The following is an 11,876-nucleotide window of genomic DNA, read 5'->3' on the forward strand; positions in this document are numbered from 1 at the left end:
GGCCGCAACGCCGCGGGCGCCCCGCCCGGCGACGTCAAGGCTTCGGTTCGAGGCGATAGGCGGCGGTGGCGATCAACTGGACGCGATCGGTGCGCTGGCCGGGCTTGTCGGCCCGGCTGATCCGGACGGACAGCGCAGGATCCTTGCGGTTTCGGTAGACGGTCGAGACCATGCCCTTCGCGGTGACGCTCTCGCGCTTCTCCCATCGCGCCAGGAAGGCGGCGGACGAAAGCACCGCTTCGACCGCGGGTTGCAGGTCGGCGGCGCCGCCCCCGGTGATGTGGCACATGGGAAGCCGGTCCGACACCACCAGCACATAGCCCGAGGTCTGAGTCGAATTGATCCGCCAATAATGGTTGGCGATCCGCAGCGCGGGCGGCGGAAGGTTCACTTCCTCGACCCGATCGACCAGCACCATTTTCGCGCCGAGGCCGGCCTTCGCCACGAACGGCGCGGTGCCGTCGTTCCAGCTCGCCGGATCGAGGATCCATGTCTCGCAGCCGGTCAGCGCCCCCCGCAGCCCCTGTTCGAGATCGGTTTCGGCATGCGCGGCGGGAACGAAGCCCATCGCCAGGATCGCCATCAGGTATCGCATCGCGTGATGCTATCGGCACAGATTGCCGGTATCCAACAAAAATGCGCAAGCCGCGGACCGCCCGCGTCAGGGGATGCGGGGCGTGCCCTCGGGCGTCAGTTCGACGAGCCCCATGCTGTTGCCCGCGGGGTCGGTGAACAGCCCCAGCACGACGACGTTCTTCACCTCGAAACGCGGCGCGACGATCGTGCCGCCGTGCGCGGCGACCGCGTCGAGCGCCGCGGTCACGTCGGGCACGCCGAGATAGAGGATCTTGTCGGCCGGATCGGTGCGCAGCGTTCCCGAAAGCCGCGTCCCGCTCACCGGCGCCGAGACCACGCCCCCCGGCCCCGCCGTCCAGCCGAACACCGCCGCGTAAAAGGCGGACAGCCCCGCATCGGCGGGGCCGGCGATGTCGAAATGGACGATGGGTGCCGGCATGGTCGCGCCTCGCAAGCGTCAGCGGCGGGGTCGACGCCGCGGCCGCCCCGCCCTTCCCGCCGCGCAGGCTCAGTCGAGCTTGCGCGCCAGTTCCTTGTTGATCCCCAGCGCCACCAGCGTCGCGATCGCACCCGACAGCAGGTATCCGCCCGCCGCGATCAGCCCGAACTGCGTCGCGAGCAGCAGCGCGGCCAGCGGCGCGAACCCCGCGCCGAACAGCCACGCAAGGTCCGACGTCAGCGCCGACCCGGTATAGCGCGCGTGCTTCTCGAAATTGGCGCTCACCGCCCCCGACGACTGGCCGAACGACAGCCCCAGCAGCGTGAAGCCCAGGATCATGAACAGCGCCTCGCCCGTGTCGCCGCCGTCGAGCAGCTGCGGGGCAAAGCCGCTGAACACCGCGATCCCCGCCGCGGTATAGGCGAGCAGCGAACGCCGCCCGATCCGGTCGGCGAGCAGCCCCGAGACGACGATCGCGCCGATGCCGAACATCGCGCTGACGATCTCGATCGTCAGGAACTGCACGATCCCGGCATTGGTGCGCAGGTGGATCCACGACAGCGGGAACACCGTCACCATGTGGAACAGCGCAAAGCTCGCCAGCGGGGCGAATGCGCCGATGATGATGTTGCGCCCCTCCTGGCGCACCGTCTCGAGCACCGGCGTCGGCTGCAGTTCGCGGTTCTCGAACAGGCGCGTATAATCGGGCGTCACCACCATGCGCAGCCGCGCGAACAGCGCGACGACGTTGAGCGCGAACGCCACGAAGAACGGATAGCGCCAGCCCCAGGCGAGGAACTCGGCGTTGGAGAGCGTGGCATAGAAAAAGGCGAACAGCGCGCTCGCCACGATCAGCCCCAGCGGCGCGCCGAGCTGCGGCACCATCGCGTACCAGCCGCGCTGGTTCTCGCGCACGTTGAGCGCGAGCAGCGAGGCGAGCCCATCCCACGCGCCGCCCAGCGCGACGCCCTGGCCGATGCGCAGCAGCGCGAGCAGCGCCACCGACGCCATCCCCACCTGTTCGTAACCCGGCAGGAACGCGACCGCGACCGTCGCGCTGCCCAGCAGGAACAGCGCGATCGTCAGCTTGGTGCCGCGCCCGTGCCGCCGGTCGATCGCCATGAACAGCAGCGAGCCGAACGGCCGCGCGACGAACGCCAGCGCAAAGATCGCGAACGAATAGAGCGTGCCCGTCAGCCGGTCGACATAGGGGAAGACCAGCGTCGGAAACACCAGCACCGATGCGATCGCATAGACAAAGAAGTCGAAGAATTCCGAGGTCCGTCCGATGATGACGCCCACCGCGATGTCGCTGGGGCTCACATGGTCGTCGCGACGCGCATGGATCGCGCGTGCGTCGCGTTCGAGCGGAGCGGACGAAGCAGCCACTGCATTCATGCGTCTCTCCTTTTGCCGCCCTTTGGACGGCGCTTTCGTTGGCCCAACGCGTGAGCAGGGGGATCGTCGCACGAATCGCGGATTCCCGCGAGCGGAATCCGACGCGTCTTTGATCCGGATTAAGGCGGTGGGACAAAATGCCCTATGGCCTCTGCTGCAGCGCAGCGCTAACGGCGCGCCCATGATACCGGTACGTGCACCCCGACTCAGCCGCTTGCGGCTGCCGCTCCTGGCCCTTCCCGCGGTCGCACTGCTCAGCAGCTGCAATTCCGTGGTGATGAACCCCGACGGCGATATCGCGCGTCAACAGGCCAACCTGATCCTCATCGCTACCGTGCTGATGCTGCTCATCATCATTCCGGTGATGTGCCTGACGGTGCTGTTCGCATGGCGCTATCGCCAGTCGAACAGGGACGCCGAATATCAGCCCGACTGGGACCATTCGACCAAGCTCGAGCTGGTGATCTGGTCCGCCCCGCTCGCGATCATCATCGCGCTGGGCGCCATCACCTGGGTCTCGACGCACCTGCTCGATCCGTTCCGGCCGCTCGACCGGATCGCGCCGGGCAAGCCCGTCGCGCCGGGCACGCGCCCGCTCGAGATCGAGGTCGTGTCGCTCGACTGGAAATGGCTGTTCATCTACCCCGAACAGGGCGTGGCGACGGTCAACGAGCTCGCGCTCCCCGTCGATCGCCCGGTGCGCTTCAAGCTGACGTCGAGCAGCGTGATGAACACCTTCTACGTCCCGACGCTCGCCGGCATGATCTACACGATGCCGGGGATGCAGACCCAGCTCAACGCCGTGCTCAACAAGCCCGGCCAGTTCGAGGGCAAGTCGGCCAACTATAGCGGCGCCGGCTTCTCCTACATGAATTTCCCCGTGAAGGGGCTCGACGCGGCGGGCTTCGACCGCTGGGTCGCCGAAACGCGCGCGGCCGCCGGCGGCGCCAAGCTCGACTCGGCCGAATATCTGAAGCTCGAGGTGCCGAGCGAGCGCGTTCCCGTGATGCGCTATGCCAGCGTCGACGCCGGGCTGTTCGCGCGCGTGCTCAACATGTGCGTCCGCCCGAACACGCCCTGCATGGCCGACACGATGCACCGCGACATGCAGCGCCGCGGCGAAGGCCATGGCCATGGCCACCCGCCGGTCAACGACACCGCGCAGCCGGTGCCGGGCGAGCCCGAAGGCGCGCTGATGCAGCATCCGTCGGAACACCAGCCGTCGCCGCACCTGTCGGCGCCGCACGGTGAACCCGCGGGCCGTTCGGAACCCGGCAGCGATGCGAACCGCAACATGACCCGAAACGACATTCCGGCCCGGCCGGGCCACGCGCCCGTCGTCCGCTCATAAGGCCAGCACCGATGAACGAGACTTTGCTCAAGACCATCTTCGGACGGCTCTCGCTCGAGAGCATTCCGATCCACGAACCGATCCTGATCGGCACCTTCGCCGGCGTGGCGGTCGGTGGCATCGCCATGCTGGCGATCATCACCAAGTACCGCCTGTGGGGCTATCTCTGGAAAGAGTGGTTCACCAGCGTCGACCACAAGCGCATCGGCGCGATGTACATGATCCTCGCGCTCGTCATGTTCCTGCGCGGCTTTGCCGACGCGGTGATGATGCGCGCGCAACAGGCGATGTCCTTCGGCGCGAACGAGGGCTTCCTGCCCGCGCACCATTATGACCAGGTGTTCACCGCGCACGGCGTCATCATGATCTTCTTCGTGGCGATGCCGCTCGTCACGGGCCTGATGAACTATATCGTCCCGCTCCAGATCGGCGCGCGCGACGTGGCCTTCCCGTTCCTGAACAATTTCAGCTTCTGGATGACCACCTCGGGCGCGATGCTGGTGATGGCGTCGCTGTTCATCGGCGAATTCGCGCGCACCGGCTGGCTGGCGATGGCGCCGCTGTCGGGGCTCGACTATTCGCCCGATGTCGGCGTCGACTATTATATCTGGGCGCTGCAGATCGCGGGCGTCGGCACGCTGCTCTCGGGCGTCAACCTGATCGCGACGATCGTGAAGATGCGCGCGCCGGGCATGACGATGATGAAGATGCCGGTGTTCACCTGGACGTCGCTGTGCACCAACGTGCTCATCGTCGCCGCCTTCCCGATCCTGACCGCGGTGCTCGTGCTGCTCAGCCTCGACCGCTATCTCGGCATGAACTTCTTCACCAACACCATGGGCGGCAACCCCATGATGTACGTGAACCTGATCTGGATCTGGGGTCACCCGGAAGTCTACATCCTGATCCTGCCGATCTTCGGCGTGTTCTCCGAAATCACCTCGACCTTCTGCGGCAAGCGCCTGTTCGGCTATGCCTCGATGGTCTACGCCACGGTCGTCATCACGATCCTGTCGTACCTGGTGTGGCTGCACCACTTCTTCACCATGGGTTCGGGCGCCAGCGTGAACTCGTTCTTCGGCATCACGACGATGATCATCTCGATCCCGACGGGTGCGAAGATGTTCAACTGGCTCTTCACGATGTACAAGGGCCGCATCCGCTTCGAACTGCCGATGATGTGGACCGTGGCGTTCATGCTCACCTTCGTGATCGGCGGCATGACGGGCGTGCTGCTCGCGGTGCCCCCGGCGGACTTCGTCCTCCACAACTCGCTGTTCCTGATCGCGCACTTCCACAACGTCATCATCGGCGGCGTGGTGTTCGGCGGCTTCGCGGCGCTGAACTACTGGTTCCCCAAGGCGACGGGCATCAAGCTCGATCCGTTCTGGGGCAAGGTGTCGTTCTGGTGCTGGGTGGTCGGCTTCTGGGTCGCGTTCGCGCCGCTCTATGTGCTCGGCCTGATGGGCGTCACGCGCCGCCTGCGCCACTTCGACGATCCCAGCCTGCAGATCTGGTTCGTCATCGCCGCCATCGGCGCCGCGCTGATCGCGGCGGGCATCGGCGCGATGCTGATGCAGTTCGTGCGCACCTATCTGCGTCGTGACGAGCTGCGCGACACCACGGGCGATCCGTGGAACGGCCGCACGCTCGAATGGGCGACCTCGTCGCCGCCGCCGGCGTACAACTTCGCCAAGACGCCCGTCGTGCACGATCTCGACACCTGGGCCGACATGAAGGCGAACAACTATCGCCGTCCGGTCGACGGGTTCGAGGCGATCCACATGCCGTCCAACACCGGCGCGGGCATCATCCTTGCCGGCATCGCCACCGTCTTCGGCTTTGCGATGATCTGGTACATGTGGTGGCTGGCCGGGCTGTCGTTCGTGGCGCTGGTCGGCGTCGCGATCGCCCATACCTTCAACTACAAGCGGGATTTCTACATCCCCGCCGAGACGGTGGTCGCGACCGAAGAGGCCCGCACCCGCCAGCTCGCCAGCGTGGGAGCCTGAGCCATGAGCACCACCACGACGCACGCCGCCCCGCGCGCCGCCCGGGCGTATCACCTCGACCACGAGCCGCACCTGCCCGAAGGCGGCAGCACGATGCTCGGCTTCTGGATCTATCTGATGAGCGACTGTCTCATCTTTGCGATCCTGTTCGCCTGCTACGGCGTCTATGGCGCCAGCTTCGCCGGGGGGCCGACCCCCGGTGAGGTGTTCGAACTGCCGCTCGTCGCGCTCAACACCGCGATGCTGCTGTTCTCGTCGATCACCTACGGCTTCGCCATGCTCGCCATGGAAAAGAACCGCGTCGGCGCGACGCAGGGCTGGCTGGCGATCACCGGGCTGTTCGGTCTCGCCTTCCTCTCGATCGAGCTCTACGAGTTCGCCAACCTGATCCATGAAGGCGCCGGGCCGCAGCGTTCGGCCTTCCTGTCGTCGTTCTTCACGCTGGTCGGCACGCACGGGCTGCACGTCACCTTCGGCATCATCTGGCTGGTGACGCTGATGGCGCAGGTCGCGCGGCACGGGCTCGTCCAGGCGAACAAGCGCCGGCTGATGTGCCTCAGCCTGTTCTGGCACTTCCTCGACGTCATCTGGATCGGCGTCTTCACCTTTGTCTATCTGCTTGGGGTTCTGCGATGAGCGTCGAAAACACCGCGCATGATGCGCACCACGGCCATGGGCACGACCATGGCCATGGCGACGCGCATGGCCATGGCTCGCTGCGCGACTATCTGATCGGCTTCTTCCTGTCGGTCGTGCTCACCGCCATCCCGTTCTGGCTGGTGATGAGCAAGGCGCTGCCGGCGGGCAGCACCTCGGTGATCGTGATCGCCTTCGCGGTGGTCCAGATCCTCGTCCACATGGTGTTCTTCCTCCACATGAACAGCAAGTCGGAGAATGGCTGGACGCTGCTCGCGGCGATCTTCACCTTCGTGCTGGTCGTCATCACCATCGCGGGTTCGCTGTGGGTGATGTACAACATGAACGCCAACATGATGCCGGGCATGGACACCATGGCCCCGGTCCAGGCCGCCCCGGCCGATGCGGGCGCCGCGGGCAACGCCGCCGCGCCGATGCACGGCACGGACGCGATGCACGGCATGGAAAACATGAGCGGCATGTGATGCGCGGGCGCGGCCATCGTGCCGCGCTCGTCGCCATCGGCCTGGCGGTCGTCGCCGGGCTGGTCGCGCTGGGCGTCTGGCAACTCCAGCGGCGCAGCTGGAAGCTGGCGCTCATCGCGCAGGTTCAGGCGCGGCTCGCCGCCGCGCCCGTCCCCGCCCCCGGCCCGGCCGCATGGCCGGCGATCGACCGCACCGACGCCTATCGCCGGCTTTCGCTCGAAGGCCGCTATCGCCCGCAGGGCAGCGTCCGCGTCCAGGCGGTGACCGATCTCGGCGCGGGCTGGTGGGTGCTCACCCCCTTCGACACCGATCGCGGCTTCACCGTGCTCGTCAACCGCGGCTTCATCCCCGCCGACATGGCGATGCCCGCACCGCCGGCGGGGCCGCAGCGGATCGGCGGGCTGCTCCGCGTCACCGAGCCCGGCGGCGCGTTCCTGCGCAGCAACGATCCCGCACATGCGCGCTGGTATTCGCGCGACGTCGCCGCGATCGCCGCGGCGCAGCGACTCGGGGCGGTCGCCCCCTATTTCGTCGATGCCGACCGCCGTTCCGGCCCCGGCTGGCCGCGCGGCGGGCTCACCGTCGTCGCCTTTTCCAACAACCACCTCGTTTACGCGCTCACCTGGTTCGGGATGGCGGCGCTGTTGACCGGGGCGCTGGTACATCTGGCCCGCCGCCGCGACCCGGCCTAAGGCGGGGCGCATGGCTGCCCTTCCCCCCGATTCAGCCCCCGACGCCGCCGGCCGGCCGCGCACCGCGCCGCGCCATCGCGGCTGGACGGGGGCGCCGCGCTATCGCGGCTGGACGGGGCTGTGGGTCACCGCGATCGCCGCGGCGGGCGGGCGCAACATGCGCCTCATCGTCCAGCTCCGCTGGCTCGCGGTGGTCGGCCAGCTGCTCGCGGTGCTCTTCGTCCATTTCGGGCTCGAAGTGCCGCTGCCGGTCGCGCCGATGCTGGGCGTCGTCGGCGTGCTCGCCGCGCTCAACCTCGCGACGCCGTGGCTGATGCGCGAGCGCGACGTCACCAACGCGCTGCTCTTCCTCTCGCTGCTGATCGACGTCGCCGCGCTGACGGTACAGCTCTACCTCAGCGGCGGCGCGGCGAACCCGTTCGTCTCGCTCTACCTGCTCCAGGTCGTGCTCGGCGCGGTGCTGCTCGATGCCGCGTCGAGCTGGGCGCTCGTCGCGCTCACCGCCGCCGCCTTCCTCGCGCTGATCTTCTGGAACCGCCCGCTCGCGCTGCCGCCGTCGCTCGCGACGACGCTGTCGGGGCCGCACCTGTTCGCGACCTGGCTCAACTTCTGCCTCGCGGCGGGGCTGCTCGTCCAGTTCCTCACGCGCATCCAGGCCAATCTGCGCAAGCGCGACGCGCATCTGGCCGAGCTGCGCCAGCGCGCCGCCGAGGAGGATCACATCGTCCGCATGGGGCTGCTCGCCTCGGGCGCGGCGCACGAACTGGGCACGCCGCTCGCCTCGATCGCGGTCGCGCTCGCCGACTGGAAACACGTTCCCGCGATCGCCGCCGATCCCGGGCTGCGCGAGGAGATCGGCGAGATGGAGGCCGAAGTCGCGCGGTGCAAGGCGATCCTCAAGGGCATCCTCTATGCCTCGGGCGAGGCGCAGGGCGAGGCGCCCGCGCGCACCACGCTGCGCGCCTTCGTCCACGCCGCCGCCGACGGGTGGGATGCGGTCCATCCCGGCATCCTGCGCCTCGACGACCGGCTGGGCGACGACGTCCGCATCGTCGCCGACCGCACGCTGGCACAGGTGATCGCCAACCTGCTCGACAACGCGCTCGAAGCCGCCGCGACCTCGCTGCTGCTCATCGCCGAGCGCGATGCCGACGCGCTGATCCTCACGCTGCGCGACAACGGCACGGGCTTTCCCGCCGCGATGCTCGCCGCGATCGGCAAGCCCTATCAGACGAGCAAGGGCAAGCGCGGCGGCGGGCTGGGGCTGTTCCTTGCGGTCAATGTCGTGCGCAAGCTCGGCGGCACCTTTGCCGCGGCCAATCGCGACGGCGGCGGCGCGGTGGTCACGCTCACCATCCCGCTCGCCGCGCTCGCGCTGGAGGAACGCCATGGCTGACGCATCCCGCCGGCTGGTGATCGTCGAGGATGACGAGGCGTTCGCGCGCACGCTGCGCCGCTCGTTCGAACGCCGCGGCTATGCGGTCGAGGTCGCGCCCAGCCCCGCCGCGCTCGATGCGCTGCTCGAACATTTCACGCCCGATCATGCCGTGGTCGACCTGCGGCTCGACGGCGCCTCGGGGCTCGGCTGCATCCGCACGCTGCGCGAGCGCGCCGCCGACATGCGCATCGTCGTGCTCACCGGCTTTGCCAGCATCGCCACCGCGGTCGAGGCGGTGAAGCTCGGCGCGACCAACTATCTCACCAAACCCGCCAACACCGACGAGATCGAGGCCGCGTTCGCGCGGACCGAGGGCGATCCCGACATCGGCCTGCCCACGCGCCCCACCTCGATCAAGACGCTCGAATGGGAACGCATCCACCAGACGCTGGCCGAAAGCGGCTTCAACATCTCCGAAGCCGCACGCCGGCTGGGCATGCATCGCCGCACGCTGGCGCGAAAACTCGAAAAACGGCATATCGACTGATCGCGTCCAGGTTTAACAATCGCTAACCTCGGTTCGTTAAGTCCATCGTCTGGCGTCGCACATGGTTAAACGGCTTCTCCTTCTGGCGATCGCTCTGATCGCGTCGCTGGTCGCTTCGGCGCCGGCGGCGGCGCGCGATCTGTCGGGCGCCTTCTGCCACGCGCTCACGCCGATCGGCGCCGCGCCGCCGCCGGCCGCGGCCTATCGCTGCGGCGGCAAGTCCGCCGAGCCCGCGCACCGGCGGCTATGGGTGTGGATCGACGCGCGCGCGATTCCCCCCGGCGCCTCGACGCTGCTGCTCCACCAGACGCGGTTCGACCGGCTGACGGTCGATTTCGTCTATGCCGACGGGGTGGTGCGGACCCAGTCGGTCGCCCATGGCGCCTATGGCGATCGCTGGCGCATCGGCGCGCAGGTGGCGTTCGACGCGCCGCGCCGCGACGTGCCGCTCGCGGGCGTGCGGCTGCACGTCGACAATCTGGCGCTCTATTCGCTGCTCCGCGTCCGCGCGCTCACGCCCGAGGCGGCGGGGCGCGACGCCTCGCTCGGCGGCGCGCTCGTCGGCGGCGTGCTCGTGCTGCTCGCGGTGTCGATGCTCTACAATCTCGGGCTCGCCATCAACACGCGGCGCGCCTTCTTCCTGTTCCACGCGCTGTGGGCGGCATCGCTGCTCGTCTGGGGCTCGCTCTGGTCGCAACTGGCGCTGCTCGTCGCGCCCGCGGTGGCGGGGACGCTGTCGTCCCAGCTCTGCAGCACGCTGTCGGGGCTCGCGGTGGTGTTCGCCACCGGCTGCGCGATCGCCTGCCTGCGGCCGGGCGACGTGCCGCGCTGGGCGCGCACGCTGCTGATCGCGCTCGGCCTGGTCGTGTTCGTGCTCTCGGTCCCGCTCGGCTTCGGGCCGGAGGCGTCGCTCCCCGCGCTGCTGCCGGTGATCGGCTATTGCATCCTCGCGCTGCTCGCGGGCGTCGTCGTCGCGCTCGGCATCGCCTGGGCGCGCGGCAATCGCGACGCGCGCGACTTCGTGCTCGCCTGGGCGGTGCCGATGGGGATGCTCGCGGCGCAGCAGTTCGTCAGCTTCGGGACCAGCCTGTTCGGCGGCGGCGCGCAGATCGCGATCCTGCTCGCGGGCGCGGTCCAGACGATCTGGCTGTCAGCGGTCACCTCGCTGCGGCTCGCGCGGCTGCGGATCGAACGCGACGCCGCGCTCGCCGCCGAGGCCGAGCTCAAGCTGCTCGCCGAACGCGACCCGCTCACCGAACTGTTCAACCGGCGCGGCTTCGTCCCGCGCGCCGACGCGATGGCGCGCGAGGCGAGCGAGCGCGACGACAGCTTCGGGCTGATCCTGCTCGACATCGATCATTTCAAGGCGGTCAACGACCGTCGCGGCCATGATCGCGGCGACGCGGTGCTGCGCACGCTCGCGCGCGAGCTCAAGCTCGCCGCCGAACCGTTCGGCCATAGCGGGCGGCTGGGGGGCGAGGAGTTCGCGGTGGCGATCCGCGGCATGACGCGCCCGGCGCTGCTGCGCTTTGCCGAGCATCTGCGCGCGACGCTCGCCGCGATCGACCATGGCGGCTTCTTCGTCACCGTCAGCATCGGCATCACCGAGGCCGCGGGCGACGACGATGCGGGCTTTGCCGAACTCTATCACGCCGCCGACCAGGCGCTCTATGCCGCCAAGCATGGTGGTCGCAACCGCACCGCCTATGCGCGCGGCGGCGCGGTGTTCGTGATGTCGCCCGGCGAACACGTCGCCGCCTGACGCCGGCCTCGGCCTGGCGACTGCCGCGGCACGATCCGTCCGCGCCGGACCTTTTTCACCCCTGCCCCCGTCGACTCGCGCCGGCGGCGTTGCTACGCCGTGGCGCATGACCAGCGCGACGGCCCGATCGAGCCCGATCCTGCGCGGTGCGGCGATCCTGCTCGTCGTATTGGCGCTGGCGTTGCGCGTGCTGGTTCCGGCGGGCTGGATGCCCGCGACCGGCCAGGGCTTTGCGCTCACGCTGTGTACCGGCAACGGCCCGGCGACCGCCTGGGTCGACGGCCGGGGCGAGGTGCATCACGGCAGCCCGTCGGCCCCGCGCGAGGCCGATCACCCCTGCGCCTTTGCCGGGATCGCCACGCCCGCGTTGCTGCCGGCGCTGCTGCCCGTCGCGCTCGCGCTGCCCGTTCCGGCGGTGCCCGGCTGGGCGCCTGCCGCGCGCGTCGCGACGATCGGCCACGGGCTTGCCGCGCCGCCGCCGCCGCCCACCGGACCACCGCTCCGCGCCTGAACGCTCACCGTTTCGCCATCGGCCGCCGCGCGTGCGGCGCGTCCGATGTCCGTTGATGCAAGGCGTGCGTGCCGGTCCGGCGATTTCGG

General features: G+C 69.0%; 12 protein-coding genes. 9 read left to right on the plus strand and 3 right to left on the minus strand.

Annotated features, from left to right (window positions below):
- Positions 1–34 precede the first annotated feature (34 nt).
- From ACT3CF_RS10065 to ACT3CF_RS10075, 3 genes are all read right to left on the minus strand, one after another.
- Positions 35–595: a hypothetical protein gene (locus ACT3CF_RS10065; protein ID WP_478422369.1), complete on the minus strand. Its 561-nt coding sequence runs from the start codon at positions 593–595 to the stop codon at positions 35–37.
- 66 nt (positions 596–661) lie between these two features.
- Positions 662–1,015, minus strand: a complete 354-nt coding sequence (locus ACT3CF_RS10070) for a VOC family protein (protein WP_478422371.1) — start codon at positions 1,013–1,015, stop codon at positions 662–664.
- A 69-nt stretch (positions 1,016–1,084) separates the two neighbouring features.
- Positions 1,085–2,413 (minus strand): MFS transporter, encoded by a 1,329-nt coding sequence (locus ACT3CF_RS10075; protein ID WP_478422373.1) that lies wholly within the window; start codon positions 2,411–2,413, stop codon positions 1,085–1,087.
- A 181-nt stretch (positions 2,414–2,594) separates the two neighbouring features.
- On the opposite strand from ACT3CF_RS10075, the gene cyoA reads away from it, so the two are divergent.
- From cyoA to ACT3CF_RS10120, 9 genes are all read left to right on the plus strand, one after another.
- Complete coding sequence (gene cyoA, locus ACT3CF_RS10080; protein ID WP_478422375.1) at positions 2,595–3,764, plus strand: ubiquinol oxidase subunit II; 1,170 nt, start codon at positions 2,595–2,597, stop codon at positions 3,762–3,764.
- An 11-nt stretch (positions 3,765–3,775) separates the two neighbouring features.
- The gene (gene cyoB, locus ACT3CF_RS10085) at positions 3,776–5,776 is read left to right on the plus strand and encodes a cytochrome o ubiquinol oxidase subunit I (RefSeq protein ID WP_478422376.1); all 2,001 of its coding nucleotides are present in this window, start codon (positions 3,776–3,778) and stop codon (positions 5,774–5,776) included.
- A 3-nt stretch (positions 5,777–5,779) separates the two neighbouring features.
- A complete protein-coding gene (cyoC, locus tag ACT3CF_RS10090; RefSeq protein WP_478422378.1) occupies positions 5,780–6,412 on the plus strand; it encodes a cytochrome o ubiquinol oxidase subunit III in 633 nt (210 codons plus the stop codon).
- Complete coding sequence (gene cyoD, locus ACT3CF_RS10095; RefSeq protein WP_478422380.1) at positions 6,409–6,897, plus strand: cytochrome o ubiquinol oxidase subunit IV; 489 nt, start codon at positions 6,409–6,411, stop codon at positions 6,895–6,897. Before cyoC ends, cyoD begins: the two co-directional genes overlap by 4 nt.
- Entirely contained in the window at positions 6,897–7,589 is a 693-nt protein-coding gene (locus ACT3CF_RS10100; RefSeq protein WP_478422381.1) for an SURF1 family protein, read from the plus strand. Before cyoD ends, ACT3CF_RS10100 begins: the two co-directional genes overlap by 1 nt.
- Positions 7,590–7,746: 157 nt before the next feature.
- The gene (locus tag ACT3CF_RS10105) at positions 7,747–8,985 is read left to right on the plus strand and encodes an ATP-binding protein (RefSeq protein ID WP_478422816.1); all 1,239 of its coding nucleotides are present in this window, start codon (positions 7,747–7,749) and stop codon (positions 8,983–8,985) included.
- Positions 8,978–9,514, plus strand: coding sequence for a response regulator transcription factor (locus tag ACT3CF_RS10110; protein WP_478422383.1), 537 nt, complete (start codon positions 8,978–8,980; stop codon positions 9,512–9,514). The genes ACT3CF_RS10105 and ACT3CF_RS10110 overlap by 8 nt, the downstream gene beginning before the upstream one ends.
- Positions 9,515–9,575: 61 nt before the next feature.
- Positions 9,576–11,276: a GGDEF domain-containing protein gene (locus ACT3CF_RS10115; protein WP_478422384.1), complete on the plus strand. Its 1,701-nt coding sequence runs from the start codon at positions 9,576–9,578 to the stop codon at positions 11,274–11,276.
- Between the two features lie 106 nt (positions 11,277–11,382).
- A complete protein-coding gene (locus ACT3CF_RS10120; RefSeq protein WP_478422385.1) occupies positions 11,383–11,787 on the plus strand; it encodes a hypothetical protein in 405 nt (134 codons plus the stop codon).
- Positions 11,788–11,876: the final 89 nt, after the last annotated feature.

Source organism: Sphingomonas chlorellae, from assembly GCF_056485145.1.

Excerpts from the sequence above, each read along its gene's own strand:
- ACT3CF_RS10065 (WP_478422369.1), bottom strand. The coding sequence starts at position 595 with ATGCGATACCTGATGGCGATCCTGGCGATGGGCTTCGTTCCCGCCGCG.
- ACT3CF_RS10070 (WP_478422371.1), bottom strand. The coding sequence starts at position 1,015 with ATGCCGGCACCCATCGTCCATTTCGACATCGCCGGCCCCGCCGATGCG.
- ACT3CF_RS10075 (WP_478422373.1), bottom strand. The coding sequence starts at position 2,413 with ATGAATGCAGTGGCTGCTTCGTCCGCTCCGCTCGAACGCGACGCACGC.
- cyoA (WP_478422375.1), top strand. The coding sequence starts at position 2,595 with ATGATACCGGTACGTGCACCCCGACTCAGCCGCTTGCGGCTGCCGCTC.
- cyoB (WP_478422376.1), top strand. The coding sequence starts at position 3,776 with ATGAACGAGACTTTGCTCAAGACCATCTTCGGACGGCTCTCGCTCGAG.
- cyoC (WP_478422378.1), top strand. The coding sequence starts at position 5,780 with ATGAGCACCACCACGACGCACGCCGCCCCGCGCGCCGCCCGGGCGTAT.
- cyoD (WP_478422380.1), top strand. The coding sequence starts at position 6,409 with ATGAGCGTCGAAAACACCGCGCATGATGCGCACCACGGCCATGGGCAC.
- ACT3CF_RS10100 (WP_478422381.1), top strand. The coding sequence starts at position 6,897 with ATGCGCGGGCGCGGCCATCGTGCCGCGCTCGTCGCCATCGGCCTGGCG.
- ACT3CF_RS10105 (WP_478422816.1), top strand. The coding sequence starts at position 7,747 with ATGCGCCTCATCGTCCAGCTCCGCTGGCTCGCGGTGGTCGGCCAGCTG.
- ACT3CF_RS10110 (WP_478422383.1), top strand. The coding sequence starts at position 8,978 with ATGGCTGACGCATCCCGCCGGCTGGTGATCGTCGAGGATGACGAGGCG.
- ACT3CF_RS10115 (WP_478422384.1), top strand. The coding sequence starts at position 9,576 with ATGGTTAAACGGCTTCTCCTTCTGGCGATCGCTCTGATCGCGTCGCTG.
- ACT3CF_RS10120 (WP_478422385.1), top strand. The coding sequence starts at position 11,383 with ATGACCAGCGCGACGGCCCGATCGAGCCCGATCCTGCGCGGTGCGGCG.